The sequence below is a fragment of the Paenibacillus sp. Y660 genome (assembly GCF_057221575.1).
On record NZ_JBXBBJ010000002.1, the window covers coordinates 73,955 to 100,279 of the forward strand.

Genomic DNA, 26,325 nt, shown 5'->3' on the forward strand with positions numbered 1-26,325 from the left:
AACACTCACCTTCCTTGGCAGCAGCTTATCGATTAATCGCTGCACACAGCAATCGGCAAGTCTGCCTCAATGCCAAGCACCCGATAATAAATTTGCTCATATTGCGTAGTAATGACATCGTTGCAAAACTCATTTCTTGCTCGGAACATGCAGGCTTGTTTAAACTGCTTATGAAGCTTCTCGTCAGTAAGCAGCCGCTCGACATTTTTGGCCATATCCTCTACGTCGCCGATAGGCGACAAGAAACCGGTCTCCCCGTGCGTAATAAGCTCAGGAATGCCTCCTGCATCCGAACCGACCGTCGGAACGCCGCAGGCCATCGCTTCAAGCGCTACTAAGCCGAAGCTTTCCTTCTCTGAAGGAAGAAGCAGCACATCTGCCATCGAAATGACCTGTGCAACATCCTCCTGCTTCCCAAGGAAATGAACCCGATCTTCAAGGCCAAGCTGCATGATCCTGTGCTGAATTTTGGACAGCTCCGGACCTTCGCCTACGAGCAGCAGCTTTGACGGAACCTTCTCCGTTACGCGGGCGAAAATATCGACCACATCGCCAACACGCTTCACTGGGCGGAAGTTAGAAATATGCATTAAAATCTTCTCGTTTGGCGCCGCGTAGTTAGCACGAAGCGAAACCGCATCACGTGGATAATACACGCGCTTATCGACAAAATTATACGTTAAATCGATAGGCGTCGTAATATCGAGCAGCTGCCTTGTTTCATTGATTAGATCCTTCGACACGGCTGTAACAGCGTCGCTTTGATGAATGGCAAGGCGAATCAGATTTTTTAACGATTCATCCTGCGCCAGCACAGTTATATCGGTACCATGCAGCGTCGTCACCGTCTTAAGCCCATCCCCGTTCATTTGCTTCGCCAAATAGGCACAAACCGCATGGGGTACTGCATAATGTACATGAAGCAGATCAAGCTGCTGCATTTTTGCCACCTGCGCCATCTTGCTAGCCAAAGCTAAATCATACGGCGGATAACGGAACACATAATAATCATTGACCTCAACTTCATGGAAAAAAATATTTTTATTAAAGTGACCTAAACGAAAAGGAATACTGTGTGTTATAAAATGAATTTCATGGCCGCGTTCAGCCAGAAGCTTGCCTAATTCGGTAGCCACGACTCCCGAACCGCCCAAGGTGGGATAACAGGTTATGCCTATTTTTAATTTTCTCGCCACGGTTGTCGCGCCTCCTGTGTTCATCACGTATAACTATTGTATTACACAAGAGCTGTACGAATTGTCAAAAAAATTGTACGGCGTGAGGGCGTTTCAAAGCAAAGCCCTCGGCATACGCCCAGCCTCTTGCTTGTCCAAGCAGCGAATCACGCGCTTCCACACGCTCCACATAACGATTTGTGAGCGGCGTCGCCACACGATCTGATCCGGCTGCTGCATCAAATTGCGAACGATAAGCTAATAGCGCGTTACGCTTAGTTTCATGGAAATCACTAATATCAACGATTAAGGACACTTGGTCCGCGTCATTTATATAATAATAAATAAGCTGCGAGACTTGCACCGCAGGCAGCTCAGGCAAATACCGTCGAAGCTTAGCATTAAAGACGGCCTCCTCAATCAATTGGCTGGCTGCCATATGATCAGGGTGACGGTCCACCCAATATGGCGCAAATACGACACGCGGTTTAAGTGTACGAATTTCAGATACAATTAGCTCAATTTGATTTCTGGAAGGCTCTAAGCCTCGATCCGGCAGTCCAAGATTTGACCGCATGCTAAGCCCAAGTACGCTTGCGGCGGCAGCCGCTTCTTGCTTGCGCAGCTCCACCGTACCGTTGGAGGACATTTCGGCCTCCGTTAAGTCACACACGCCAACCTTGAAGCCAGCTTGTACATGCTTTGCGATTGTCCCGCCCATTCCAATCTCGGCATCGTCCGCATGAGCGCCAAAAACGAGAATATCAAGCGCTTCTGTCATTCTTCGATACCGGGTTTATATTTGTGAACAAGCTCGCGCCATCCGAAATCGCCGCGCTCAAGCGCCTTGACAAGCAATTCCGCTGTCGCAACGTTAGTCGCAACCGGAATGCCCTGTACGTCGCATAGACGAAGCAAAGCGATAATGTCCGGCTCATGAGGCTGAGCCATTAGAGGATCGCGCAAAAATATAATTAAATCCATCTCGTTCTGTGCCACTAACGCTCCGATCTGCTGGTCGCCGCCGAGCGGACCCGACATGAACCGATGGATGGACAAGCTTGTTTGCTCCATAATGCGAGAACCGGTCGTACCAGTCGAATAAAGCTTATGCGGCACAAATACTTTCTCATATGCGATTACAAAATTTACGATTTCCTCTTTCTTGCGATCATGTGCAATAAATGCAATGTTCAACATGCCGTTCCCCTCTCCTGCTGCCTGATAAAACTAATCCATAATATGTTCGAAGCCGTAGATTAAACCGCTGTAAGTCATAACCTTCTTCACCGCTACATTGACGCCTGGCATATATCCTGCGCGATCATATGAATCATGGCGGATCTTAAGTGTTTGACCGTTGCCGCCAAATACAACCTCCTGCTGTGCAAAAACACCTGGAAGCCTTACGCTATGTATACGGAATCCATTATAGTAGCCGCCGCGCGCGCCTTCTATTACTTCTTCCTCCTGTGGATTGCCTTGACGCAGCTCCTTGCGCACCTGCGAGATCAGCTCTGCTGTTTTGATGGAAGTGCCTGAAGGCGCATCCAGCTTCTGATCGCCGTGATACTCGATAATTTCCACATGCGGCAAATATTTTGAAGCCTCAGCCGCGAATTTCATCATTAATATTGCTCCGATAGAGAAATTTGGCGCGATTAAGCCGCCGATCCCTTTCTCTTGGCAAAGCTCGTCCAGCTCTTCGATTTGTTCAGGCGTAAATCCGGTTGTCCCGATAATTGGACGAACGCCAAATCCAATTGAAGTTTTAGTATTGCTGTAAGCTGCCTGCGGTACCGTAAAATCAACCAGCACATCGGCTTGCGCACTGCTGAGCGCTTCTTCAAGCGTAGCGCTTACGATAACTCCGGTATTAGCCTTTCCGGCAAACAAACCTGCATCAACAGGACCGGCTGAAGGAGCGACAGCCGCTACCAATTGAAGCGTCTCGTCCTCCAGCACCATTTTGACAACCTCGCGCCCCATTCTCCCGCTTGCGCCAGCTACTGCTACTCGTATTTTTTGTGTCGTCATGCTTATCACCTGTTTCTTTTTCTTTTTTGAACATTTATGCGCATATGCAGCATGCGCCGCTTTCGATTTACGTCGGCAAACAGCCTTCTAGCTGCCGAATGGCTTGGATCAAGCCGCATCGCTTCTCTTGCGTTGCTTGCCGCCTTATCATATTGATTAAGCGCAGCATATATCACACCAAGCGTATAGAACGCATCAAAGCTCAAGGGGTCAAGCGTACTTGCACGATCCAAAAGCTCCGCCGCTTCGACCAGCTTAGGCGGTACCTTCGCTAACAGAAGATCCGCTTCAGCAAGAAGGATTCTAGCTTCAACCGTTTGCAAATGATATTTGTATTCGGCATGCTCGGGATCGAGCCTTAATGCAGTCTCCGCGTACTGCATGGCTTTCGCCCATTTTCCGCTGCGCGCGCATGATACGGCGCATGTATGATAATAAAAAGCATTGTCTGGCTCAGCTTCTATCGCTTGCTCGAACCAATATATCGCTTGCTCGAAATCGCTGTTAAAGATGAATTCATAAGCTCTCTTGATGCAGCTCTCTCCATCCATCCGCCCATCCTCCTTGTACACAGGTTGATGGTACAGCATATGTTGGGAGCTTGTTTACAGTTCGGTTATTTTCTTCGTCCACCGATTTGCATCGCGAGTCGCAAATTTATGCATAACTTTATTATGCGCTTCCGTTAAATCAATATTGAGCGAATTTGCAAAGCAAGAAAGAATAAATAATATATCGCCCAGCTCCATCTCAACGGAATTATCCGCCTCATCGGCCTTTTTGGGCTTTTCCCCATAGAAGTGGTTCACTTCGCGAGCAAGCTCTCCTACTTCCTCTGACATTCTGGCCATCAGGGCAAGCGGGCTGAAGTAGCCTTCTTTAAATTGAGAAATGTAATCATCTACTTCTCGCTGAATATCTGACAATGTTTTTTCCGACATCGATACATTTCCTTTCTGTCGATAGCTATACTCCCTTATGTTAACGTAAAGACATATTTAAAATCAATGTTTTTCGAATGACGATATTAAGCCATACTACTTGTAAGTAAATGTTGACCAGTCGCTAATTGCATATGGTTACGATAAGGATTCATATCTGTACGGAATAGGAAGTGGTCCGGAATGGCTAAAATGCTGCAGCAATTGCGTTTGATAATACCCATAATGATCGGCACCGCAATCTATGCTTTCGGACTGCATTATTTTGTCATTCCGAATCAATTAATGGAGGGCGGCGTAACAGGCATTGCCATTCTGCTCAATTATGCGGCCGGCTTCCCTCTTTCCGTCTCGACACTAGTACTTAACATCCCCTTGTTCTTTCTCGGCTGGAAGGCGCTTGGACGCGGCCAAATGATGTATACTCTGATCGGGGTCGTCTCATTATCCTTCTTCCTCGCGCTCATTGAGCAGCTGATTAACCGCAACTGGATCGTTCCATTCCACAGCACAAATGATTATATGCTCGTTGCTCTCTATGCTGGCGTATCGCTGGGCATCGGCCTTGGAATCGTTTTTCGTTTTGGCGGAACGACAGGCGGCGTAGACATTATCGCTCGGATCATTTCACGGTCAAAGGGAATGAGCATGGGACAAATTATTTTGTCATTTGATGCTGTTATCATTGGTATTTCTTTGTTCTATATTACAATCGAGAAGGTCCTTTATACGCTTGTAACCGTGTTTATCGCATCAAAGCTGATTGACTTCATTCAAGACGGCGCATATGCAGCCAAAGCCTTTTCCATCATATCTGAGCACGGAGAAGCGATTTCCAAAAAAATTACGATAGAGCTGGATCGCGGCGTCACTCTTATTCCAGCAAAAGGCGCTTTCTCCGGCCAGCAAAAAGAGGTCGTCTATTGCGTCGTCCAGCGGCAGGAAATTCACCGTCTAAAAACGATTGTTCGCAATATCGACCCCAGAGCTTTTATCGTTATAAATGAAGTGCATGATGTGCTTGGCGAAGGGTTTAAAGAAGATTAACCTTCCCTACTTCGGTACCTTCTTTACGCCAAACGGATTTGCTTTATATTTCCTCCAACCTGAATAGGTGAGTATGGCGGATATAAGAGCACCTAAAAAAAGCGTCCAGCTAAGAGGATTGGAGGTTGGGATTGCTGCTACAGTCGGCAATGCATCCTCTCGCCCGCTCTGATCAAACAAGCGAATGAGCGATTCCTTTAGCGCCGTCAGGGAGCGGTCAATCATCGCTTCGTTTGTAATATTATGAATATTAGCTTCCAGCAGCTTATTTGTATATTGTATTCGTTCAGTCAGCTCTGTCTCCCGCTTGCTGCCATAAAGCATGTCCATCGCCGGTTCAATCCGCTTGGCATGCTCCTGTAAGCTTGAAAGTGTTGCGCGAGCCGCTATCGCTCCATCGTTCGATTGGCGTTTCCACGCTTTCTCTACTCGCGATAAATCATCCAACATGACTCGCTCGTATTGCAGCCATAAGGCATGCTCAGGCCGAATGAGCGCATCTGCAGCCAATCTTATGCGAGCCGCTTCCATTAACCAGCTTGTCCTGCCTGCACCGCTTACAAGCGTTTGCTCGATCGCGTTTAAATCCTGAGCGACAGCTGACCAGCCTTCTGGATTTCCTGCTGCTTGCTTTAGCCCGCCTTCAATAATGAGCTTGAGCTGCTGAACATATTGAAAGCTTGTCTGACGGTTATTTGTGTAAGCTGCTTCATATAATGAGCTTGCCATTTCATCCATTCGCTGCAGCTGCTTGTATGGACTTGATGATAACAGAGGCGCATTCAGGCTAATCGATGCGCTGCTGCCCCATACTGAACCGGCATAACCAATCGTCATGACGATACATATGACGAATGGAACAATAATTCGTATCTTCATGGACATCCCCCCATAGATCAATCTATGAGGGGATGTAGAGCGTTATACCTTCTTTCTAAAACGCCACACAAGCAAAGCAGCGCCTAGGCTAAAGAGGGATAAACCATATGTAAAAGCACGTACAGCTGGCAGATCATCATGCAATTGTTTCGCTAGATAGGGGAAGATATCAAACGTATAGTCCATCGTATCATTTAGAAGCAGCCAGCAAGCAGCCACGATTAGAGACAAAACCCCCGCTTTCATAAAACGGAAAAAGAGCAAAGCTTCGAAAGCCATACCCAAATGGGAGGCAATGAGCATGTAATGCTGCCAGTTCAGTTCAGCGCCCTGCCACGCTCCCGCTGCGATCATGGAGACAGCCCATATGCCGTATTTAACAGAGCATACGACAGCCAATGCTTCTATAATACTGCGGCCGATCCGTACAACACCATATGGCTTATGAGGCGGAAACAATAAATAGAGAAGAGCAATCGTGAAAAACAAGCTTGCCGTCGGGGAATCGGGAACGAACACAATTTGCCATAGCGGATGGTTATCCAGCGTATCTATAAGTTGAGCTTCGTACCATATGTATCCATAGATCGTCCCGCCTAAATTGACAAGAAAAAGCAGCCATAAAAAAGGACGGCTAAGCAAAAATTCGCGGCTCCAGAAATAACTGAGCAAGATGAACCACTACTCCTTCGACATAAGCTGGATTGATCAATTCGAGAAAAAAACCTGACCGTTTAATACGATCAGGTTTTTATAAACGGTTTATTCTGCAGCCGCTTTTTGTTTGGAAAGCCAAGTCGCTAGCTGGTCGATTTCTTCAGCAGACAACTTTTCTTTAAATGAAGGCATCGCGCCATTGCCGCGACCATTCGTAATCGTATCAACGAGCTGCTCTTTAGATAGTACATCGCCAACGCCAACTAAGCTTGGTGCATTGCCTTGACCTTTCAGATCAGGAGCGTGACAGCCAATGCATTGTGCTTGCTTAGCGATGTCCATTGCTGGATCATTCGCATCAACAAGTGAAGCTTCAACTGCTGGTTTCGTGTAGTTAGGACGCTCTTTACCTGCTTCTGCAGCTTCGCGAGCTTTCTCTTCACGTTCATGATGCTCTGGCACTTGACCGTTGATTTCCAGCTGGTGCTGGTAGTGGTCCCAAGAAATAACTGTCAAGTACACGCATGCGATAAGCGTTAGCCCCATTAATGAGGATGCTATTGGACGACGGTAGAAGCGACGCTCCTTGCCTGTGTCCAAAAACGGTGCAAGCAGCAATGCGCCGAACATAACACCCGGTATACCTACCGTACCAAGCAAAATGTAATCTTGCGATACATATGGGTATTTCAAAAATTGATACAAGAACAAGAAATACCAGTCCGGCATCGGTATGAAAGCCGCATTCGTTGGATCTGCTGGATAGCCAAGCGGAGCCGGCTCTGCAATAACCCATACTAGAAAGCCGACCAACACAACGCAGCCAACCATCCATTCCTTAAGCAGGAAGTTCGGAATAAATGCTTCCGATTTACCTGGGAACGATGTATAGTCCGGAGGAATATTCGGATGGTTGCTTTTCTTAACACGCGAGTCGCCTACAAAGACAACCTTCTCATTCGAATTATGACCATGCGCCATAAGTAAGCCTCCCTTCGCTTAAAGTGGTCCCGAAATACCTTGTTTCCGAATCATGATAAAGTGCGCTGCCAACATGGCAATCAACGCGCCAGGCAAGAAGAATACATGGATCGCGAAGAAACGAGTTAGCGTCTGCGCGCCTACGATATCGCCCCCGTATAGGAAGGAAGCGAGATATGGTCCGATTACCGGTACGGATTCAGCAATTTGGACACCAACTTTTGTTGCGTAGTAAGCTTTGTTATCCCAAGGCAGCAGGTAGCCTGTGAACCCAAGGCCTAACATAATGAAGAAGATCAGCATTCCGACAACCCAGTTCATCTCGCGCGGTGCCTTGTAAGAACCGGTAAAAAATACTCGAAGGGTATGTAGGAACATCATTACAATAACTAAGCTTGCCCCAAAATGGTGCATGCCTCGAACGATTTGACCGAATGCAACCTTGTGCTGCAGGTAATCAACGCTCGCATAAGCGTTAATGATGTCTGGAACATAATACATCGTCAAGAACATGCCGGACAAAATTTGAATAACTGTGATGAAAAACGTCAAGCCGCCGAAACAATAAACGAACGCAGAGAAATGATGCGCCGGGTTGACGTGCTCAGGCACTTCATGGTCAGCTACATCTCTCCATAGCGGCGTAATGTCAAGACGTTCGTCGATCCAGTTGTATACACTTTTAAACATCTGCAATACGCCCTCCTTACGTTCTTGTATTCGGCATTACTGGACCCAAGTATACGAATCCGTCTTCAACCTTCACTTCGTATTCATCCAATGGATTTGGTGCAACCGTAATGTTTTTCCCATCTTTCGTGTAGCGGGCATCGTGACAAGGACAATCGTATTCATTTTGACCCTTCGTGTTCCAGCCAATTGTACAGCCCAAGTGCTTACAAACTGGAGAAAGTGCAAAAATTTTACCATTAGCATCCTTTGAAATCCAAGCTGCAAGCTCAGGATCACTTACGTACCAACCATCGACCTGATGAATTTTAAATTTAAATTCTTGCGGTTCGTTCGTAATTTTGCTCTCTTCCACAACTTTTACGTAAGTACCCTCACCCTTCTTCACAAGGAGTGGGTCCACTGCAAAACGAACCATTGGCAATACCGCGCCACCCATCATAAATGCAGTTGTGCCGCCGAGCGTATATGACAAAAATTGACGCCGGGACATTTCTTTGCGCTGAACCGGTCGATGCGCGGTCTCGTGTTGTTCATGGTTACTCATCTTCTGTTCTAACCCCCTTTGCCAACCATATCTCGCGTCTTGCCGCAGGGCAAAAACACATGACGAACTAGGACATAACTTATAATAGCCTAGGTGCTTGGGAGCGTCAAGAATATGGCTTCATATTTGAACGTTTATCAATTTATCGTTCAATAATTTGTTATCATTTTGTCACATTTGACCTTGTCTGGCATTTGTTTTCCCCAAATTTTGATCATATTATACGGCAAATTCAAGAAGTTTATGTAGCTTGTCCGCTCCATAATGATCGAATACTATTCGATACATCCGCTTGAAGCGGCAATTGGCCTTCATCTGTCGGCCGAAAGCATAGATCAACAGACGGACTAACGACGACGAGCTCCATATTTGGCGTAACTACGATGACGTAACGGAAGCCTGCCTGCTTCACCGATGCGCACCACTGCTCGACATGAGCTGCAAAATTTTCGCTATCGCAAACGTAATGCCAGGCTGGATAAGTGACCACTCGTCCTTTAAACGGTATTTCAATTAAATCGAGCAAATCCCTAAGCCGCTCAAGCCGCTCTGTCGCCTCGTAAGGCTGCATAGGGTCAACCATTCCGGTTACCGGCAGCAGGCAGGTGTCCAAATAGGGACTAAGCTCCTCCCACTGCTCCTTCGAAATTTCACTGAACTTCATCCTTTAACACTCACTCCTTACATAATAACAGCATTCACCAACATGACTGCTTCTATGTTAACTTTATTTCTGTGGATTGCCAAATGCTATATTCCGAAAAAAAAGCTTTCCTGCCCATGAAGTGAACGAATACGTTCACTTAGGAAGGAAAGCTTATTGCGATCATCGCCAAAAAATAGTCTAGTACGACGAACGCTATTTTTTGAGAGCATTCAACTGTTTCGCGAGACGGTAAAACGTATCCTCGTCACCTGCGGCCAGTGCTTTGTCTATTGCCGTATAGATTTGATTGGTTTGAAATTTCAATACCGCATCGTCCAGCACAAATTCTGCGGCCAAACCTAGCATCGCTTCATACGCTACTTTCATTTTGTCCATAGGATACACCTCCAAACCGGCGTTAAGAGATCCTATATTCTATTCCCTTTGTCACGTAGCTCTCCATCGTCTTTCTCATGCGCTGTAGATCGTCCTCTGTCAATTCTCTTACGACTTTGGCGGGTGAACCGATAGATAGAGTATAGGGTGGTATTTTTTTATTCTCTGTAACAATCGAACCGGCTCCTATTAAAGCATATTCACCAATGTCTGCGCCGTTAAGTACGATTGCCCCCATTCCAATTAATGTGCCTTTGCCTATCGTGCAGCCGTGTATAATAGCGGCATGTCCGATAGATACCTCATTATCTAGTATTAAAGGCTGATTTGTATTCAAGTGACCGACGACACTATCTTGTATGTTGCAGCTGTGACCAATCTTTATAGGAGCGAGATCTCCCCGCAGCACCGCATTAAACCAAACGGTGCTTTTCTCCCCGATCGAAACATCGCCAATAATCTTGGCGCCTTCTGCTATGTACACATCATCATGAATGTTTGGCATTATGCCTTTGTAAGGTATCAACATCTTTTTATCCGCTCCTCTGCTCCTTCAAATATAAGTAGTACGCCAAGCTTTATCCTAAACTCTAGCTTATATTTGAGTGTACACCAAGAGCGGATAAAAAAGTCATCGCAGCGTTATCGGTCCGGATTCCTCTATGCTGACGCCAGACACGATGGCTCTGCCCGCTTTCGTCATTTTCACAACAGTCCCATAGACGGGATGCTCGCCAAGCCGCAGCAGTCCTAAATGAACCATCATCGTCATGACGCGCTGTTCCAGGATCGTATTTGCATCGTCATAATAGTAAGGCTTAATGAACGGAACGAGCACGCTTCGCAGCGATTCCACAGTCACCCATTCGTCTGCAAGTGCGTGGATCCAATGTACGAGTGATAGCAGATGCGTAATCGGTGACTTATATAGCTTCAGCCAAAACCGATAGATATGCTCTCCTTCGCCAGAAGGCTTGTTTAATATGCGTTCCTCTCCAGCACCGGTGACCGTCAGTATCGATTCATTCTCGCTAATATAATTAGCGTAATAGCAATAATCGTAGATGAAAGACATTCGATTCGGATACTGGTTGAAGTGCCTGCCATAGCCAAAGCGCCAAGCTCCTTTGGCCGGAAGCTCCTCCTGAACGCCGAACTGATCAAGCAGCTGAATCGTAAATCTTTTGTACATCGAGCCATCTGCCGTTAGCTGAACTTCATTGTGCCGTATGTAATGAAGCAATTGTGTCATATCTTCTTGAAGCAGCATTTGCTCATCCCGGTAAACAGGCGGCTCGTCGGTGTATTGCAGGTTCGCGGCAAATCGCTTTGCCAGCGTATTGCGAAACCTGGCTTTCATATCGATGGGCACTTGGAACAAATACCTGCTCGGACCACTGAATCCGTTAAACAACCAGCCCTGGTGCTTAAACTTTGCAATCATTTCCCTTGGACTAAGCGGTTTATCGACTGCTTCCGCCTGTTTTTTTGCTCGTTTGGATTTTTTGGGCGGCTCTGGCTCCGGTTTAACAGTTTCTTCCCCGAATCTGCTTTGCTGAACACGAGCGATCAAGTCCTCCAGACTAAAGGAGTTTCGCGCTTCGAACAGCAAGGAATTCAGGAAACGTAAATCCTCCAGCTTCATGCTGCTTATTTGCGCTTCAAAGACATCATTCCGACTTACGGTAGAGAGAATGGACTGTATCAAATCGTTTTTGGAATTTCCGTTGCACTCGCAACGGTAAACATCAGCAATTCTGCTAAGCTGTTGAATGTCTGCATAACCTAGCATATCCGATAAATTCATAGCTCTCTCCTTTCTGCAAAAGCCGCTTTATCTGCTGCTATTGGCCCGAATCGTAAGCGTAATGTGTAATGGATAAGCGTCAATTAATATCATTATGGGAAAATATCTATTTTTTTATAACCTAGTTTGCGCGGAGTTTGAACAAAAAAAAGAGTCTCGCCTTCATAGTGATGAAGTCGAAACTCTTTGACGATCCGTTTATGGATTTAAATGCAAGGTGCAGTTGTAGAGCTGCGGATGCCATTTCTCATTCCTATGCTCTAAAATCGAGTAAGAAAGGTTGGATAAATGCTGATCTTCAAGCTCTGTGCAAAGCTCTGCCAGCAATTGCGCAAGGAAGCTGCCATGAGATACAACGAGCAAGTTCCGGTCAGGTTGCTCAACCTGCCATTGTTGTAGTGCGCATATGCCGCGGGCTCTAACATCAGCATCCGGCTCAACACCCTCAGCTGCGTTTCGCCAATCCTTGCCCCAGCGAGCATGGCGCTCCTGCTCCTTCGTTCCTTCAACCTCACCAAAGTAACGTTCTCTAAGTCGCGGATCGCTATCCAGCAATGGCAGCTCCAGCTTCTCCGCTATGATCTGCGCGGTCGCGTATGCGCGCAATAGATCGCTGGACACGACAGCATCCCAAATTCGTTCTTCACCGCTAAGCCGCTCTGCTAATGCGATGGCTTGCGCTATTCCCTCTTTATTAAGCGGTATATCGGTCTGTCCTTGAATTTTCCCTTCGGCATTCCAATCCGTCTTGCCATGACGTACTAATCCAATCAACAATTCTATATCCAGCTCCTTATCATGATAGATACAACAAAAAGCTCCCGAAGGAGCTTTACGAAAAACACCATTAACTGCGTGTTCTTGACAGCCAATTTAAAATAAGCAGCGTCATAATAATGCCGAGCAATGACAATGCCACGTAGTATTGCGGAAAGGCGGGCATAACCTTTAGAACAAATGGATCACTGATGCTGGCAACTGGAACCTCAGCATAAAATCCAGCAGTCACTACCCCTTCGCCAGAAGCGTTCGCCGTATCCATCAACCCGCTTAGCTCGGCAACTTCCGCTAGAGAGCCTCCCTGGTTATCAAATATGAATACAAAAAATGCACTCGCAAACATAGCCATGCAAGCTGCAATGATTAACGCAAGATTTCGACGGAATGATTTGGAGAAATGATAGCTTTTGTGCGAAACAGGCATCAACCAGGATTCCTCCGCATAAATGCGATCCATTACGCTGCGATTTACATGCTCGGTCGGACCTAAAGTATCCTCTTCCTCCGAAAGAAAGCGGATCATATCTTCGCTCTCTTCCCAAAGACGGAACTGTTCCGCACATTCCGTGCATTCCTGCAGATGAGTGTCTATCGCCAGACGATCTTCATCATGCTCAGATAAATCCCAATATTCGCCGAATTTGTCTTGCGCATCGTTGCAATTCATCTCGTATTCATCCCTTCGAATTCTTCCATCATCGGCGTTTGTCCGAAATATGGCTCTAGCTGCGTCTTTACGCTTGCTCTGGCTCGGAAAAGCAATGATTTAACAGAACTGACCGTTTGCCCCAAAATATTAGCGATTTCTTGATAGTCCAGCTGGTCATATTCCCGAAGAATAAGTGCTGAGCGTTGTTTCTCTGGCAGATTGTTTATCGCTTCGCGTACCATTGCCATTCGTTCATTCCGCAAAACATGCTGCTCCGGTACCGCATCAAGCGCAGCAACAGGCTCGAATCCGGATTCATCGAGCGATACATGTGCTGATTTTTGCTTGCGGAGCTCGCTGAGCACCGTATTTCGAGCTATCGTATATAGCCATGTCGAAAAAGAAGCATCCAGCTCACGAAACGAATGTAGACTGCGATAGGCTTTATAAAAGGTTTCGGAGCACAAATCCTCAGCCAGCAGCTCAAGCTTCGCACTCTTCAGCATATGATATATAAAAGCTAATATTTTACGTTGATAGCGCCGCATAAGCTCGGAATACAGCTCGACATTGCCATCCTTTATCTCACGTATTAATTGGGAATCAGTCATGACAGGCGAACCTCCTCCACCTGCGGATTATTCCCGGACCGCCATATTACATTGTACCGGCCGGGGAACGAAAAGTTGCGGTCATTATCATAAAAAATTCTAAAAATACGAGTATACATATTATTCGTGTCTCAAAGGCAAATTCCTGCTTCATTCGACAAAAGGATAAAATACAATATTTTTACAAAAAACGATTAGCTTTTGTTCATTTCCTTCCCCCTCAGGCAGACGCATTACCCTTAAAAAGTATAATAGCCTTACAACCTATGTATGCCTTTGTAAAGATAAAAAAACGTTCATGAGGAGCTTGACGACCCTGAGACCTGTCAGTCGCCGCGGGATCAGCGATCATCCGAGCAATTCAAAATGTAAGGAATCATACCTAACGGATTACAAATCCTTACAAAGATGATTAATTATTTTGCATAAATTAGACGTAATAAATCAATAATACCAAGGAAATCTAATACATTTCTTTGGAGAGAAGGAAGATTACCATTATCCGTTTCTTTAAGAATAAACAAAAAAAAATGATCCCTCAGTCTGCCACAACATTAGATTTTGATAGCCCTGTTGAGTATTTAAGCCAAAATATTGTTGAGAATGAGACGCTCTTTAAAGATGTATTTCGCAATTGCTCCGACATCCAGCTCCGCCCTATTCAGATCCATGAACAGTTGAAGATCTTGATCATTTTTGTAGAAGGTCTAATTGACGTTCAGACTCTGGATAAAATCATTCAAAAACCGCATTTATTCCAAGATAAGATGCAAGGTGATATCGCTGAAGAAATAAAGAAGGAAGCGACCGCAATTGCTTCAACCAAAACAGCAGCAACGACATCCGAAATCATTAAAGCGATCTTAAAAGGAAATGTTGCCATTCTGATTGATGGTGAAGCAACCGCATTGCTTGCTGATATCGCAAGCTCTGAGAAGCGAGCTATTCAAGAGCCAAGCTCCGAGGTAACTCTCCGCGGACCGAGGGAGGGGTTTACAGAGTCACTGCGGGTGAACACAAGTCTTGTCCGAAGAAGAATTCAATCACCGCGCCTGAAATTGGAATCCATCATTATCGGAGAGCTATCCCAGACGGTTGTCTCAATCGCTTATATTGAGGGGATTGCCCAGGAATCAATCATTGATGAGGTGCGGGAAAGACTGTCTAAAATTGAAATTGATGCCCTTCTTGGGTCAGGATACATTGAAGAATTTATTGAGGATGCCCCTTTCTCCCCGTTCCCGCAGGTGCAAAATACGGAACGGCCCGATGTGACTGCGGCCGCCCTGCTGGAAGGTAAAGTTGCTATTATGGAGGATGGCTCTCCTTTTACGCTAATCGTTCCAATGACGTTCTGGGTGTCGCTGCAATCGGCTGACGATTACTATGAGCGGTTCTTCTATTCGACGGCCATTCGCTGGATCCGCTATGTTCTATTATTAATCTCGCTGTTATTGCCTTCAACTTATGTAGCGATCATTTCCTATCATCCGCAGCTGATGCCGACAAATCTACTGCTCAGCATCGCCGTCGCAAGGGAACCAAGTCCATTTCCAGCCGTTATTGAGGCGTTTATTATGGAATTTACATTCGAAGCCTTGCGTGAGGCAGGAGTTAGATTGCCAAGAGCTGCCGGCTCAGCAGTCAGCATAGTTGGTGCGCTGGTCATCGGGCAGGCTGCTGTACAAGCAGGCATCGTCTCTGCACCTATGGTTATCGTTGTAGCGGCTACTGGTATTGCATCATTTACAATTCCGCGCTACAACTTTGGAACCTCGTTCCGTTTGCTCCGTTTTCCGCTCCTGATTTTATCGGGAATGATGGGGTTTTTCGGCATTGCATTCGGAATACTTTTTGTGCTGATTCATCTTGTCAACTTAAATTCATACGGCGTACCGTACTTCTCTCCGGTTGCTCCCAGGTATAATGGCGATTTGAAGGATGTACTCGTTCGCGCGCCGCGCTGGGCTATGTTTAAACGTCCGGCATTCTCAAGAAAAAACAAAAAACGTCTTTCGCCAAGTCCGATGCCAAATACGAAGCCTGCTCAAGACAACGAATGATGCATCTCACTACAGGAGAGAAGGAATAAAAGTGAAGAATATGAGTTTATCTGGAAACCAGCTTTTTTGGTTGATCTTTACGATGCAAACGGGAATGTGTCTGCTGCTTAGCATCACACCGACCATCAGTCATGCTCATCAAGATGCTTGGATTTCCGTTTTGGTCGCAGGCTTAGGATCATTAATCGTAACCTGGATTACAGTCACGCTGTGCATGCGCTATCCGAATTTAACACTGATCGAATTTAGCCGCACCATACTCGGAAAGTGGTTAGGAAGCTTGATTGTCATTCCTTACTTGATCAAATGGTATTCTATTTTAGGCGCTATTTTGCGGCAATGTTCCGACTTCCTGCATTTGATGTTGTTTGATAGAACTCCCTTTTGGGTTTTGATCTTAATGATCGTAATACTGCTCGTATACGTTACGATCACAAGAGGTGTAGAAACCATCGCGAGATGTGCAGAAGTCATTGGGCCTCTCCTGATCGTAACCTTGTTAATTATTTTTATCCTTTCCTTCAAGTACATGGATTGGCACAAGCTGCTCCCGGTCTTGGTTGATAACAAGGCTATCGATATTTGGAAGGGATCGCTGCCTCCGATGAGTTTTTTTGCCGAGTCCACTATTCTGACCATGTTGATTGCATTTATGACCAAACCAGCTGCTTCTATGTCAAAAGCACTTCGTGGTTCAATTGTCGCCTTTATGATGATATGGATCATTACGATATCTGTTGTCATTTCATTTGCCCAATTGGCTGGAGGAATGAGGTATCCTTTTTTTGTAATGACCGGCTTTATTTCAACCATGGAGTTTATTCAAAATATTGACGCTTACGTTGTAATTATTTGGTTCTTCAGTGTATTTATTAAATTGGCCTTGTATGTTTTCGCTGCAAGCTACGGTACGGCGCAATGGCTGGGCATTAAAAATTGGAGAGCGGTAATATGGTTCGTCGTAGCGGTCGGCTATGTTATTGCGGTCTCTTTCAAAAATGTCGATCAATCCTCCATCGATTATCCGACTATGTACAGAATCCCATTTGATTTTCCAATTACGGCAATCGCCATCCCTGTTCTACTGCTTGTGGTGAGCCTTTTTCGCAAAAAAACGGCAAAAGAAGGAGGTTGACCTGCTTGAGAAAAGTCATGGGATTCGCCAAGCTGCTTCTCTGCATATCTATGATCTCTTTAACCGGCTGCTGGGATCGCAAGGAGCTTAACGATCGTGCAATCCTACTGGGATGGGGAATGGACTACAAGGATGGCAGTTACCATGCTACAGCTCAGCTAGCGACAACATCTCAATTCAGTGCAGAACAAGGAGGAGCAGGTAAAGGAAGCTCATTTGTCACTTCGGTTGGAAAAGGAAAAAATATTAGATCTGCCGCTGACGATATGGATTTAAGGCTGTCTCGTTCTTTGTTTGCGGGACATCGGAGATCGATCTTGATTGGTGAAGATCTTGCTAAGCATGGAATTGCTAAAGTTATCGACGAATATTCGCGCTATATTATCGTGCGCTTGCGTACCGATATATTTATCGTAAAGGGCGGAACCGCTAACGATATACTTAAACAGCAATATCCATTCGAACGGGTTCCTGTTTTAGGTATTTTCAAGATCCACTCTCATCTCGTCGCAGGAGCCGAAACCGCTTTGCGGGATTTTTTGATTGCCGCTTCATCGGAAGGAAGTACCCCGGTATTGCCGGTGCTCCAGATATTGAAAAATGTAGAAAAAGAAAATAAAAAAAATAAAGCGAATGAATCAACTATTCTTTTTGCCGGGATCGCAGCATTTGATGATGAGTTGAAATTAATCGGATATCTGGATGCTAAAACTAACGCAATGCGGCATTGGATTATGGGGAATATAAAGGATTTATCTTTGACGCCTGACGTTCCAGAACAAAATGGCAACATGTCCGTCGACTCTAGGCAATTAAAGAGTGATGTCTCAGTTGCACTTAATGGAGATAACGCTACCATCAAAATTCGGCTTTCTGGCAACGGAAATATACTCGAGAACAACACGGATCTGGATCTCGCTAAGTCTTCCAATATTTTGCTCATGCAAAAAGCTTTAAACAAAGATATCGAAAAGGAAGCGTTGAAGGCGGTCCAAAAAGCGCAAAAGTTAAATGCTGATGTTTTCGGGTTCGGTCAAATCGTACATCGAAAATACCCGCATCGCTGGAAAACGATGCAAAAAGATTGGAAACAAACGTTTGGCCGAGCAAAGATTGAGGTTACCGCGAATATAGTCATTAGGAAGACGGGGCAAATCGGCAAACCTCTTCGTTTGAAACCGGAGAAGCATTAATGCATGCTGACCGCTTATAAAATCCGACCATTCAGACGATTGGAATCACGCTGCCATTTCAATATAAACCGATAAAGGGCAGCTCCGCAAAATGAAACGGGCTGCCCTTTTTTAGTACAATTTCCATTTCGATTTACGAATGTTTACAATTTGAACGTATTTGCCTGAAGTCAGTTGAACTGTTAGCCTCCGTTGATGATAAGAACCGGACGCCGTGACGCTGTCGTATTCTCTTTAGAAGCGATATCAGCTCCCGCATCCTCGGTCAGTCCGATTATTCGGAACGATATAATAGTGCCTGATGAACTCTTAACGAAGGAGGTAACATCCAAATCGACATAAGTCCCTCCTGAGCTCGCTGTTGCTGATCCTAAGGCCGTACCTGACGTTGTTGGCTGATTCGAATAATTAATCGTTGATTCCGTCCAAGAATTCGTCGTTATTCCTATTGCCTGCAATGGGAACGAGCTAGTATTGCTATGAAGACTGTTCACATATACCCTCAATACAGCAGAGTTCACTGCACCTGTAATGGTTGATTTATTAAATTTCAAATACGCGTTTCGATCAAAGGATGCATTCGTTGTTCTTTTCTTAATGGTGAGGGTCGCTTGAGTGCCATAATTATCTCCGCTATATGTGCCGCCTCGTACAAAGCTATCTTCCGTCACCGCAAGGCTTGCGCCTGGATTGTTAGGACCTGGAGTAGTGGTTGGACTTGGTGTTGCAGTCGGTGTTGGTGTTGCGGTTGGTTTTGGAGTCGGTGTTGCCGTTGGGGTAGGTGTATTCGTTGGACTAGGCCCTCCGCTTCCTGGTTTCCACCAGTTGCCTGAGATATAGAGCAGGTTAAGCAAGTTAAAAGAATCGCTAAAATAGCTGGATTTCGCATTCTTCATCCAGTCCCAGCCTGCGTTGACCCATGCCTGATGACTTGTGCTCGTTGTCGCAGCAGAAATCAATGGCGCGGTAAATACGGCTTCACTATACGAGTTGAGAGCTGTACCGCTTAACGTATAGCCTGCTTTAACTCCTGATGGAGAACCGCCTGTCTTGCCTTTGATCCATACCGCCATTTTATTAGCGATTGTTTTGGACCTTGTGTCTCCATAAAGAGCGTAATCCATTACGATCCGCAGTGGTACGCGAGAAGCATTATAATAGAACTGATTCGTTTCTTTAAATTCATCCAAATAATTCTCAGGTGCCGGCTTAGCTGGATTACCTACAATAAAATCAGAAATCAAACCCGTAGACGGTGAATACGTATTGCTGACTTGCGAATAAGCCGTATACAAGCTGTTAATAACATTTATCCAGGTTTGATCGCCTGTAACATCATAAAATGCGCGAAGATGACTCAGCATCCAATCAGATGGTCTTGAATTTGTTGCGCTCTTCGTATCCCAATCACCAAGATTCAGCCGATTGCCGTTTGTAACGTTGCTGGATTTGATTGCATTAATCATTTTCTTGGCTTCATTCAAATAATGGACAGAGCCGCTTGAGCCCCATTGATTATGCGCCAAAACGAGTGAGTAAGCGATGTCCAAATCTCCATCCGTTGCGGAGCCGAAATGGCCTTGCGCATTTTTGCTGTCCGCAACTACCCAGCCCATTAAGCTTGAATTGCCAGAGCTTTTGAACGCTCTTGCAGTTTTGAACATTCCGTCAAAGATAGTCTTTGCATTTGAATCATGTCCTGCCATCAATACGGTGATAACCATTCCGAAGCCCTGACCCTCAGAGGTACCCAGCGGATTGAAGCCATCCGCACTGCCTGTAATGTCTCCTTTTACGTAATATCCACCAGGAAGAGATGACAAGTTGTTTTTGACGTACTTGCCTTTCCAGTAATTATAATACGATGAGACTGAAGAGTTCATTGATGATTGACTGACATGGTTAGGTTTGATAATACCTGGATAGCTGACCTGCTGTGGGAACGGTCTCAATTCTCCAGCAGCCCGTACGGTTTCTTTGAACGATGAAGGAACCTGAGACATCCCTGCCACGATGATCGTTGCAAGCCCGATTACTGCCGCCTTCTTAATCGTACTACCCAAACGAAAAACGTTTTTGTACATCATTTCGCCTCCTTCAATAATTTAAGCGCTTTAACTTTGGTTAAAAATAAAAGCATTCTTACTGTGCTTTTTTTCTCTTCCCATTCATTTAAGCGCTTTCGATACAAAGTGTATCACAAAGTAAACTGGTTGAAAATGTCTTTTTTAATGATATTTATGAATGACATCCAATGATGAAAATAGTCATCTATCCATTGTCGGTAACTATCATTACGAGACAAATATCTTCAATTGATACTCGCGCATTTTAATAGGAATAGGGACATTGGCCAGTACGAATGATCTGTCTTGTACGTATACATACATTATATTAATACTATTAAATACAACGATAGAGGAGGTTATGCCTATTCCCTAGCAAAGCAACTGGGACGGAAGTAAGCGTGATTAACTACCTAGAGAGAAAACTTCTATCCACGAAATGAGGTTTAAGCATGCACGATTTAATGATTATCATCACACTTTGTTCCTTCCTCTTAACGATTGGCTTTATATTTTGGCGTCCCCATGTTAACGAAGCGATTCCAGCAACGATTGGCGCTTTTTTTGTTCTTCTCAGCGGCAGTGTTTCTCTAGCAGATCTTGGACAAATTACAGAAACGATAAGCGGAGCCGCTATTACCATTATGGCAACCATTGTTATGGCTATTGTATTAGAGAGCTTTGGCTTCTTTTATTGGGCGGCAGAGCTTCTTACGAGAAAAGCAAAAGGGTCCGGCATTCGTCTGTTTTGGTTAACGAATCTATTTTGTTTTCTCATGACCCTCTTTGTCAACAATGACGGAAGCATATTAATTACAACACCTATTTTATTGCTTTTGCTTAAAAATATGGGACTAAAAAATGCGCAAAAAATACCTTATCTATTATCAGGCGCTTTAATTGCGACAGCATCAAGCGCTCCCATCGGCGTTAGTAATATCGTAAATTTGATCGCATTAAAAATCGTTCATATGGACCTTTACATGCACACAGCGATGATGTTTGTCCCAGCATCTTTAGGGCTTATCCTTTTGACCTTGCTGCTCTTTCTTACGTTTTACCGCATTCTCCCCAAAAAACTGCCAGAGGTTAAGAAATGGAATTTGATCCCTGGAAGCCATCCTTTAAAAGAAGTCGTCCAACTTGAGAACCGCAACAAATTTATGCGCAACATCCTCATTTTCGTATTTTGTGTTCGAATTAGCCTATTTGTTGCCTCCTATCTCCACTTCCCGATCTCGTTAATGGCAGTAGTCGGATCATCCTTGTTGTTAATATGGCGCTGGTACTATTTGAAAATCCCACCATCCGATATGCTGAAAAAAACACCATGGTATATTCTCCTCTTCGCCTTTAGCATGTATGTAATCATTTTCGGCTTAAACAATATCGGATTAACAGAGTGGCTTGTTGGGCTTTTACAGCCATTTGTATCAAGCAGTTTGCTGAATGCTAGTGTATTTATGGGTATTTTGTTAAGTATTCTATCGAATCTATTTAACAATCATCCTGCTTTAATGGTGGGAACGTTAACCTTGATGGATATGGGACTTGATCCATTAACGCTAAAAATCGCTTATTTAGCGAGTGTAGTGGGCAGCGATATCGGTTCACTTCTATTGCCAATCGGAACGCTTGCTACTTTAATGTGGATTCACATCGTTAGAAAAGGCGGAGTAAAAATAACCTGGGGTCAATATTTGAAGGTCACTGCGCTCGTCATCCCCATTACCGTCATTATCACTTTAGTCCTCTTGTCGTATTGGGTTTCATGGATGTTTTAATGAAGAAACTTAACGTAATAACCTTTGTTTCAGTACCCTCAAGCCATGCATCCTATTTTATAGATAAAAAAAAATGACCTCCCAATAAGGAAGAAGTCATCAAAAAGAGGTTCTATGCACATCTTATTTTATGCGAAAAGGAATGGAAGAGTATGGGTTCTTTGCGTGATTCAATAAATCAATTAAAAAAATACGATTGTATAGCTGATTCCAAACAACAGCCCGCCAAGCGCAAATGCACTTGACGGGCATATTCAACTTGCGAATATGCCGTATATAGGCTACGACTGGCATATATTCCCTATGCATTTTCTTGTGCAAATTTTCTTAATCGCATTCAACTCTTCGGATCTCAGCTTTTTCAAAGCCCCTGTGCACCAAGCCCAATTTTCTTGAGAAGTTGGATCAACTGAAGCTTCTCCTCGTTATCGATAAATGAAATGTTTTTGGATATAATCTCAACATGCTTGGGGAAAATCTCATTAAATAACGCTTCACCCTTCTCCGTAAGGGTGACATTTGAAGTCCTTCGATCCGTGGGACTTGGCAGTCGTTTTACAAAGTCGTTTTTTTCCAGCTTATCTACCACATAAGTAATACTTCCGCTTGGAATCGAGAAAATTTCACTAATTTTTTGGATAGGATGCGGCCCTTTGTTGTAGAGAAGTTCAAGTATCATAAAATGGTCAGGACTGATTCCGTGACTTTCAATATCCCGCTGTACATTATCAAATATTGCTTTGGATGCTTTAGTCCAAACCCGGAAGAGTCTTAAATCGAGCTCGCTTTGTTCGTCTCCTTGGTACATTAGAATACCTCCTTTAACCTATTCATCATCTGATCGGATAAGGAGAGATTAGTTGCTTAATCCTTATCCAAAAGATGCATTCCAATTCAAAATGAGGACAATTAAGGATAAAATCATCAAAATGATGGGCATACCCGTTTTGGCTATCGGATCCTTTACTCGTAAATGCGTAACAATAGCTCCAACCATAATAATGGCTAGCACTATTCCAGCGATAGCTGCCAGCATGTGATTCCAAATTCCTGCTATGATGAGTGCAGCACCGCCTATTTCGAGCAAGCCTGTTAACATTCTAAACCATTGAGGCAAGCCATAACGCTTAAATTCATCAACCATTTGCTTGGAACCGAGCTTAGAAGCTCCAAAAACCAAAAAACCTAAACCTAAAACAATTTGAAGCACAATCGATACCATATTCATTTTATCTCACTCCTTATTATTTTCCTACTAGTAGATATACTAATATTATATATCTTATGTTTAGGATAATATTTATCCTAACATTAGAGTAATTAGCTGTCAACTACTTTCGGATCTGACATCGATTTCCTCCCAAATCTTAATAGTGTTTTCTCAGACGAACCTGTAAAAATTTGTTTAATCGTCCAGTATCTTGGTAATATATTCCAGTTTTACCTATTCCGATTGGACAGATGGTTAGGGTACAAATATGTAATTTGTTCGATCACCGAATGAATATGTTATTTACGCTTTCAAAAAAGTTGTAATAATTCGATAAAAAATGCCCCCTGACCGCTATGGTCAAAGGACACACGTTTTCGCTCTGATAAGTCAGCAACAGCAGTTGATGTCTCTCCTTCCTCAAAGCTGAGCTCACGATACTGATGAAGCTTTCTTCGTAGATCGATTATCTCGTTCTCGATTGCTCTACCCGCATGAAGGAGATCATATTTAGCGTTAATAGCCATCATCCTTCTCCTTCATAACAGCATGAGAGTTCTTTCTATCCTTTGCCAGCTGTTCGATGATTTGTTTCCCAGTTGGCGTTTGTTCCAACCCTCCTCCAGCCGTTTCACGATGAATGTCCGGCATGGCGCTCCCTACTTCAAGCATAACTTGTATGACCTCGTCCGAGGGAATGACGCTTCTTACGCCTGCAAGCGCCATATCGGCGGCAGCTAGCGCATTCACTGCCCCAAACCCATTGCGGACAATACATGGGATTTCCACCAAGCCGCCAACCGGATCGCAAATCAGGCCAAGCGTGTTTTTTAAAGCGAGACCGACTGCGTGAACCGCTTGTGCTGGCGTCCCTCCTTTCAGCTCAACAAGAGCACCCGCTGCCATGCCGATTGCAGAGCCGATCTCTGCCTGGCATCCGCCTTCTGCTCCGGATATAAAAGAGTTGTTCGCGATGATATAGCCTATCGCTCCGGCACAAAACAATCCGTTCACCATATGATCGTCTTCCCAGCCAAACCGCTCCTGGCTGCTGACGAATACGCCGGGAATGACGCCGCAAGACCCGGCAGTCGGCGTGGCGACGATACGCCCCATTGAAGCATTCACTTCAGAGACCGCAAGGGCATATGCCATTGCTGATCCAGCGAACGGCTCCAAAGAAGCCACTGGCTTTCGTGTATATGCATACACCCGTTTCGCGTCTCCGCCAGTCAGACCGCTGCGGGACGTTTTTTCCGATGAGATTCCTTTCACTGCGGCATCCTTCATGATGCCGTAATACTTCATCATTTTGTCCCATTCCTGCTCCTCCGTCCGGCCGGATTCCTTCGCCTGGTCCTCCAGCATGATCCGGTAGATCGGCTTGCCTTCATTTTCGCATACGAGCGCCAGTTCCTTTAAGGTTCTGAATCTCAAAGCGGAACACCACCATTCAAATCGATGTAATTAAGGCTATTCACATAATCCAGACGGTTGATCCTCACAAGCAGATCCTCCCGCAATTCGCCATCTGTCTCGATAACGGTCGCGGCTTGCCCGAGCCTGCCTTTGCGGTCCACATCCATATAGCCTATATTGACATTGGCCTCGCTCAGCAGCCGCGTGATGTTCGCAAGCACACCGGAATGGTCGAGATGATAGATGATAAGTGTCGGATAATTAGCGGTAAATTTGAGATCAAAACCGTTAACTTCTACCACTTCAATATTTCCGCCGCCGATTGAGCAGCCTGTCATTTGAGAACATTTCGTTCCTGAAAGCAGCTTAATCGACAAGGTGTTCGGATGAACGGCAGGCCCGCTGCCCGTCTGAAAAGTGACCTTCATCCCAAGCGAATCGGCTAGCTCAAGCGAAACTGGAATCCGATCGTCATCCGTACTGAACTGAAGCAGTCCCGCAATTACCGCCAAATCCGTTCCGTGGCCGCTGTAAGTTGCTGCCAATGAGCCGTAGAATAATATATCTGCTTGCTCAGGCTGTTCATCAAACAGCCCGCGTGCCACTCTGCCCAATCGGACGGCACCCGCCGTATGCGAGCTAGAAGGTCCGATCATGCCAGGTCCAATGATGGAAAACACATCCTTAAAACGCATATCACATTCAATACCTCCTATGAAAGCCGGCTGGGGCGCCATCTTGATTGCTACGACAACGGGAATATCTGCGAATGACCGCCAGAAATCGAAGCTTCCTTTAGATTGATCTCATTCATTATCAGTCTTGCCAAAAAGAGCGAGCAATAGCATTTTTTTCATTTCATAACCCCTTCCTTATGCTTGAAGTTCGTAGCCGATTCCCTTTGTACGAGGCAAAACGGCTGCATGGGCATATGACCTTGATTAAATGTATAGGGTACAAACATCCAATCATCGCTAACCCATTCAGCATAATCTACAGGGTACTCAGTATCAGGGAGGTGAAAGTTTAATGTCTGGATTCGTTGGTGGTGCAAATAATAGTATTGGTTTTATCCTTGTCCTCTTCATCTTGCTTGTGATTATCGCTTGTAGCTGTGGAATTGGTGGGTTTGGTGGGTTTGGCGGTTGCTAATCGATAAATAAATATTAATCCCGCTTTGGGCTAATGACAGTAACCAAATATCTCTGTAACAAACACCCAATCCATTCGATACACTCATGCATAAGTTACAGAGTACCCAATACGTAAGGAGGTGCAATGAAATGTCCGGTCAAGTAGGTGGTGCTTTTACAAACCTTGGGGTTATTCTGGTGCTTTTCATATTATTGGTGATTATCGCTTGTAGCTGTGGAGTAGTTGGCGGCAGCAGCTGTGGCGGTTATGGCAACAACGTCGGCGGCGCAGGCGTTGGCCCATACGGCAAAGGCTACTAATTAAACCACTGAATGTCATCCGTGCATTCAGATTGCACAACTTCTTTTAAATAGAACGCAGAAAAAGACCCCTTGTCTGGGTCTTTTTCTTTTTAAAACTATTCAGAAGCTGTATGAAAAACATGCGATTTTCCCCTACATAAATAGTTCTAGCTTTG

General features: G+C 45.0%; 31 protein-coding genes and 1 pseudogene. 7 read left to right on the forward strand and 25 right to left on the reverse strand.

The annotated features are described in order from the left end of the window. Positions 1-32 precede the first annotated feature (32 nt). The 6 genes from bshA to AC2TDN_RS03160 form a co-directional block, all read right to left on the reverse strand. A complete protein-coding gene (bshA, locus tag AC2TDN_RS03135) occupies positions 33-1,196 on the reverse strand; it encodes an N-acetyl-alpha-D-glucosaminyl L-malate synthase BshA (protein WP_482065698.1) in 1,164 nt (387 codons plus the stop codon). A gap of 64 nt (positions 1,197-1,260) precedes the next feature. Continuing rightward, positions 1,261-1,956 carry a bacillithiol biosynthesis deacetylase BshB1 gene (bshB1, locus tag AC2TDN_RS03140; protein WP_482065697.1) on the reverse strand — a complete coding sequence of 232 codons (696 nt, stop codon included), beginning with the start codon at positions 1,954-1,956 and terminating at the stop codon, positions 1,261-1,263. Beyond that, positions 1,953-2,375: a methylglyoxal synthase gene (gene mgsA / locus AC2TDN_RS03145; protein WP_482065696.1), complete on the reverse strand. Its 423-nt coding sequence runs from the start codon at positions 2,373-2,375 to the stop codon at positions 1,953-1,955. Before mgsA ends, bshB1 begins: the two co-directional genes overlap by 4 nt. Positions 2,376-2,405: 30 nt before the next feature. Beyond that, positions 2,406-3,212, reverse strand: a complete 807-nt coding sequence (gene dapB, locus AC2TDN_RS03150) for a 4-hydroxy-tetrahydrodipicolinate reductase (protein ID WP_482065695.1) — start codon at positions 3,210-3,212, stop codon at positions 2,406-2,408. Between the two features lie 5 nt (positions 3,213-3,217). Continuing rightward, complete coding sequence (locus tag AC2TDN_RS03155) at positions 3,218-3,763, reverse strand: tetratricopeptide repeat protein (RefSeq protein ID WP_482065694.1); 546 nt, start codon at positions 3,761-3,763, stop codon at positions 3,218-3,220. A gap of 54 nt (positions 3,764-3,817) precedes the next feature. Further along, positions 3,818-4,153: a nucleotide pyrophosphohydrolase gene (locus AC2TDN_RS03160; protein ID WP_169081701.1), complete on the reverse strand. Its 336-nt coding sequence runs from the start codon at positions 4,151-4,153 to the stop codon at positions 3,818-3,820. Positions 4,154-4,336: 183 nt separating this feature from the next. Between AC2TDN_RS03160 and AC2TDN_RS03165 the strand changes: the two genes are divergently transcribed. After that, on the forward strand, positions 4,337-5,200 hold the full coding sequence (locus AC2TDN_RS03165) for a YitT family protein (protein ID WP_482065693.1): 864 nt from the start codon (positions 4,337-4,339) through the stop codon (positions 5,198-5,200). Between the two features lie 6 nt (positions 5,201-5,206). Here the strand turns inward: AC2TDN_RS03165 and AC2TDN_RS03170 are convergent, their stop codons facing one another. From AC2TDN_RS03170 to AC2TDN_RS03225, 12 genes are all read right to left on the reverse strand, one after another. Next, positions 5,207-6,079, reverse strand: a complete 873-nt coding sequence (locus AC2TDN_RS03170; RefSeq protein ID WP_484686994.1) for a sporulation protein YpjB — start codon at positions 6,077-6,079, stop codon at positions 5,207-5,209. Between the two features lie 42 nt (positions 6,080-6,121). Further along, positions 6,122-6,754 carry a DUF1405 domain-containing protein gene (locus AC2TDN_RS03175; RefSeq protein ID WP_484687182.1) on the reverse strand — a complete coding sequence of 211 codons (633 nt, stop codon included), beginning with the start codon at positions 6,752-6,754 and terminating at the stop codon, positions 6,122-6,124. Positions 6,755-6,841: 87 nt separating this feature from the next. After that, positions 6,842-7,717 (reverse strand): c-type cytochrome, encoded by an 876-nt coding sequence (locus tag AC2TDN_RS03180; protein WP_484686995.1) that lies wholly within the window; start codon positions 7,715-7,717, stop codon positions 6,842-6,844. A gap of 18 nt (positions 7,718-7,735) precedes the next feature. Further along, positions 7,736-8,407, reverse strand: coding sequence for a menaquinol-cytochrome c reductase cytochrome b subunit (gene qcrB / locus AC2TDN_RS03185; RefSeq protein ID WP_053376377.1), 672 nt, complete (start codon positions 8,405-8,407; stop codon positions 7,736-7,738). A 16-nt stretch (positions 8,408-8,423) separates the two neighbouring features. Beyond that, complete coding sequence (locus tag AC2TDN_RS03190) at positions 8,424-8,954, reverse strand: Rieske 2Fe-2S domain-containing protein (protein WP_482065690.1); 531 nt, start codon at positions 8,952-8,954, stop codon at positions 8,424-8,426. Between the two features lie 241 nt (positions 8,955-9,195). Beyond that, a complete protein-coding gene (locus tag AC2TDN_RS03195) occupies positions 9,196-9,618 on the reverse strand; it encodes a DUF2487 family protein (RefSeq protein WP_484686996.1) in 423 nt (140 codons plus the stop codon). Between the two features lie 195 nt (positions 9,619-9,813). Continuing rightward, positions 9,814-9,996, reverse strand: a complete 183-nt coding sequence (locus tag AC2TDN_RS03200) for an IDEAL domain-containing protein (protein ID WP_169081707.1) — start codon at positions 9,994-9,996, stop codon at positions 9,814-9,816. A 22-nt stretch (positions 9,997-10,018) separates the two neighbouring features. Then, the gene (locus tag AC2TDN_RS03205) at positions 10,019-10,525 is read right to left on the reverse strand and encodes a gamma carbonic anhydrase family protein (RefSeq protein ID WP_482065688.1); all 507 of its coding nucleotides are present in this window, start codon (positions 10,523-10,525) and stop codon (positions 10,019-10,021) included. Between the two features lie 102 nt (positions 10,526-10,627). Further along, a complete protein-coding gene (locus tag AC2TDN_RS03210; RefSeq protein ID WP_484686997.1) occupies positions 10,628-11,803 on the reverse strand; it encodes a hypothetical protein in 1,176 nt (391 codons plus the stop codon). Between the two features lie 198 nt (positions 11,804-12,001). Continuing rightward, positions 12,002-12,580, reverse strand: a complete 579-nt coding sequence (locus AC2TDN_RS03215) for a histidine phosphatase family protein (RefSeq protein WP_482065686.1) — start codon at positions 12,578-12,580, stop codon at positions 12,002-12,004. Between the two features lie 70 nt (positions 12,581-12,650). Beyond that, positions 12,651-13,250, reverse strand: coding sequence for an anti-sigma factor (locus tag AC2TDN_RS03220; protein WP_482065685.1), 600 nt, complete (start codon positions 13,248-13,250; stop codon positions 12,651-12,653). After that, on the reverse strand, positions 13,247-13,843 hold the full coding sequence (locus tag AC2TDN_RS03225; protein WP_169081711.1) for an RNA polymerase sigma factor: 597 nt from the start codon (positions 13,841-13,843) through the stop codon (positions 13,247-13,249). The genes AC2TDN_RS03220 and AC2TDN_RS03225 overlap by 4 nt, the downstream gene beginning before the upstream one ends. 530 nt (positions 13,844-14,373) lie before the next feature. Here AC2TDN_RS03225 and AC2TDN_RS03230 point away from each other — a divergent pair. The 3 genes from AC2TDN_RS03230 to AC2TDN_RS03240 are packed head-to-tail and all read left to right on the forward strand — an operon-like array spanning position 14,374 to position 18,234. Then, entirely contained in the window at positions 14,374-15,906 is a 1,533-nt protein-coding gene (locus tag AC2TDN_RS03230; protein ID WP_484686998.1) for a spore germination protein, read from the forward strand. A gap of 40 nt (positions 15,907-15,946) precedes the next feature. Next, positions 15,947-17,041 (forward strand): GerAB/ArcD/ProY family transporter, encoded by a 1,095-nt coding sequence (locus AC2TDN_RS03235; RefSeq protein WP_482065972.1) that lies wholly within the window; start codon positions 15,947-15,949, stop codon positions 17,039-17,041. Between the two features lie 5 nt (positions 17,042-17,046). Further along, positions 17,047-18,234: a Ger(x)C family spore germination protein gene (locus AC2TDN_RS03240; RefSeq protein WP_482065683.1), complete on the forward strand. Its 1,188-nt coding sequence runs from the start codon at positions 17,047-17,049 to the stop codon at positions 18,232-18,234. A 182-nt stretch (positions 18,235-18,416) separates the two neighbouring features. Here AC2TDN_RS03240 and AC2TDN_RS03245 read toward each other — a convergent pair whose 3' ends face one another. Both AC2TDN_RS03245 and AC2TDN_RS03250 read right to left on the reverse strand, forming a co-directional pair. Continuing rightward, positions 18,417-18,905, reverse strand: a complete 489-nt coding sequence (locus AC2TDN_RS03245; RefSeq protein ID WP_484687183.1) for a CBM96 family carbohydrate-binding protein — start codon at positions 18,903-18,905, stop codon at positions 18,417-18,419. 141 nt (positions 18,906-19,046) lie between these two features. Next, positions 19,047-20,210, reverse strand: a pseudogene (locus AC2TDN_RS03250) (family 8 glycosyl hydrolase); the annotation flags it as partial. A gap of 542 nt (positions 20,211-20,752) precedes the next feature. Here AC2TDN_RS03250 and AC2TDN_RS03255 point away from each other — a divergent pair. Further along, the gene (locus tag AC2TDN_RS03255; RefSeq protein WP_484686999.1) at positions 20,753-22,084 is read left to right on the forward strand and encodes an ArsB/NhaD family transporter; all 1,332 of its coding nucleotides are present in this window, start codon (positions 20,753-20,755) and stop codon (positions 22,082-22,084) included. Between the two features lie 361 nt (positions 22,085-22,445). Here the strand turns inward: AC2TDN_RS03255 and AC2TDN_RS03260 are convergent, their stop codons facing one another. The 5 genes from AC2TDN_RS03260 to sdaAB all read right to left on the reverse strand — a co-directional run bounded on the left by AC2TDN_RS03260 (position 22,446) and on the right by sdaAB (position 25,408). Beyond that, positions 22,446-22,892 carry a MarR family winged helix-turn-helix transcriptional regulator gene (locus AC2TDN_RS03260; protein ID WP_482065681.1) on the reverse strand — a complete coding sequence of 149 codons (447 nt, stop codon included), beginning with the start codon at positions 22,890-22,892 and terminating at the stop codon, positions 22,446-22,448. Positions 22,893-22,955: 63 nt separating this feature from the next. Beyond that, positions 22,956-23,312 (reverse strand): DoxX family protein, encoded by a 357-nt coding sequence (locus AC2TDN_RS03265; RefSeq protein ID WP_484687000.1) that lies wholly within the window; start codon positions 23,310-23,312, stop codon positions 22,956-22,958. Positions 23,313-23,605: 293 nt separating this feature from the next. Then, complete coding sequence (locus tag AC2TDN_RS03270) at positions 23,606-23,824, reverse strand: hypothetical protein (RefSeq protein ID WP_484687001.1); 219 nt, start codon at positions 23,822-23,824, stop codon at positions 23,606-23,608. Continuing rightward, entirely contained in the window at positions 23,811-24,731 is a 921-nt protein-coding gene (sdaAA, locus tag AC2TDN_RS03275) for an L-serine ammonia-lyase, iron-sulfur-dependent, subunit alpha (RefSeq protein WP_484687002.1), read from the reverse strand. The genes AC2TDN_RS03270 and sdaAA overlap by 14 nt, the downstream gene beginning before the upstream one ends. Further along, positions 24,728-25,408 carry an L-serine ammonia-lyase, iron-sulfur-dependent subunit beta gene (gene sdaAB, locus AC2TDN_RS03280; protein WP_484687003.1) on the reverse strand — a complete coding sequence of 227 codons (681 nt, stop codon included), beginning with the start codon at positions 25,406-25,408 and terminating at the stop codon, positions 24,728-24,730. The genes sdaAA and sdaAB overlap by 4 nt, the downstream gene beginning before the upstream one ends. Positions 25,409-25,742: 334 nt before the next feature. Between sdaAB and AC2TDN_RS03285 the strand changes: the two genes are divergently transcribed. Both AC2TDN_RS03285 and AC2TDN_RS03290 read left to right on the forward strand, forming a co-directional pair. After that, positions 25,743-25,865, forward strand: a complete 123-nt coding sequence (locus tag AC2TDN_RS03285; protein WP_482065676.1) for a YjcZ family sporulation protein — start codon at positions 25,743-25,745, stop codon at positions 25,863-25,865. Positions 25,866-25,996: 131 nt separating this feature from the next. Next, a complete protein-coding gene (locus AC2TDN_RS03290) occupies positions 25,997-26,167 on the forward strand; it encodes a hypothetical protein (RefSeq protein ID WP_482065675.1) in 171 nt (56 codons plus the stop codon). Positions 26,168-26,325: the final 158 nt, after the last annotated feature.

Coding starts and splice junctions, on each gene's coding strand:
- bshB1 (WP_482065697.1), bottom strand. CDS start 1,956: ATGACAGAAGCGCTTGATATTCTCGTTTTTGGCGCTCATGCGGACGAT.
- mgsA (WP_482065696.1), bottom strand. CDS start 2,375: ATGTTGAACATTGCATTTATTGCACATGATCGCAAGAAAGAGGAAATC.
- dapB (WP_482065695.1), bottom strand. CDS start 3,212: ATGACGACACAAAAAATACGAGTAGCAGTAGCTGGCGCAAGCGGGAGA.
- AC2TDN_RS03155 (WP_482065694.1), bottom strand. CDS start 3,763: ATGGATGGAGAGAGCTGCATCAAGAGAGCTTATGAATTCATCTTTAAC.
- AC2TDN_RS03160 (WP_169081701.1), bottom strand. CDS start 4,153: ATGTCGGAAAAAACATTGTCAGATATTCAGCGAGAAGTAGATGATTAC.
- AC2TDN_RS03165 (WP_482065693.1), top strand. CDS start 4,337: ATGGCTAAAATGCTGCAGCAATTGCGTTTGATAATACCCATAATGATC.
- AC2TDN_RS03170 (WP_484686994.1), bottom strand. CDS start 6,079: ATGAAGATACGAATTATTGTTCCATTCGTCATATGTATCGTCATGACG.
- AC2TDN_RS03180 (WP_484686995.1), bottom strand. CDS start 7,717: ATGGCGCATGGTCATAATTCGAATGAGAAGGTTGTCTTTGTAGGCGAC.
- qcrB (WP_053376377.1), bottom strand. CDS start 8,407: ATGTTTAAAAGTGTATACAACTGGATCGACGAACGTCTTGACATTACG.
- AC2TDN_RS03190 (WP_482065690.1), bottom strand. CDS start 8,954: ATGAGTAACCATGAACAACACGAGACCGCGCATCGACCGGTTCAGCGC.
- AC2TDN_RS03195 (WP_484686996.1), bottom strand. CDS start 9,618: ATGAAGTTCAGTGAAATTTCGAAGGAGCAGTGGGAGGAGCTTAGTCCC.
- AC2TDN_RS03200 (WP_169081707.1), bottom strand. CDS start 9,996: ATGGACAAAATGAAAGTAGCGTATGAAGCGATGCTAGGTTTGGCCGCA.
- AC2TDN_RS03205 (WP_482065688.1), bottom strand. CDS start 10,525: ATGTTGATACCTTACAAAGGCATAATGCCAAACATTCATGATGATGTG.
- AC2TDN_RS03210 (WP_484686997.1), bottom strand. CDS start 11,803: ATGAATTTATCGGATATGCTAGGTTATGCAGACATTCAACAGCTTAGC.
- AC2TDN_RS03220 (WP_482065685.1), bottom strand. CDS start 13,250: ATGAATTGCAACGATGCGCAAGACAAATTCGGCGAATATTGGGATTTA.
- AC2TDN_RS03225 (WP_169081711.1), bottom strand. CDS start 13,843: ATGACTGATTCCCAATTAATACGTGAGATAAAGGATGGCAATGTCGAG.
- AC2TDN_RS03230 (WP_484686998.1), top strand. CDS start 14,374: ATGATCCCTCAGTCTGCCACAACATTAGATTTTGATAGCCCTGTTGAG.
- AC2TDN_RS03235 (WP_482065972.1), top strand. CDS start 15,947: ATGAGTTTATCTGGAAACCAGCTTTTTTGGTTGATCTTTACGATGCAA.
- AC2TDN_RS03255 (WP_484686999.1), top strand. CDS start 20,753: ATGCACGATTTAATGATTATCATCACACTTTGTTCCTTCCTCTTAACG.
- AC2TDN_RS03260 (WP_482065681.1), bottom strand. CDS start 22,892: ATGTACCAAGGAGACGAACAAAGCGAGCTCGATTTAAGACTCTTCCGG.
- AC2TDN_RS03265 (WP_484687000.1), bottom strand. CDS start 23,312: ATGAATATGGTATCGATTGTGCTTCAAATTGTTTTAGGTTTAGGTTTT.
- AC2TDN_RS03270 (WP_484687001.1), bottom strand. CDS start 23,824: ATGATGGCTATTAACGCTAAATATGATCTCCTTCATGCGGGTAGAGCA.
- sdaAB (WP_484687003.1), bottom strand. CDS start 25,408: ATGCGTTTTAAGGATGTGTTTTCCATCATTGGACCTGGCATGATCGGA.
- AC2TDN_RS03285 (WP_482065676.1), top strand. CDS start 25,743: ATGTCTGGATTCGTTGGTGGTGCAAATAATAGTATTGGTTTTATCCTT.
- AC2TDN_RS03290 (WP_482065675.1), top strand. CDS start 25,997: ATGTCCGGTCAAGTAGGTGGTGCTTTTACAAACCTTGGGGTTATTCTG.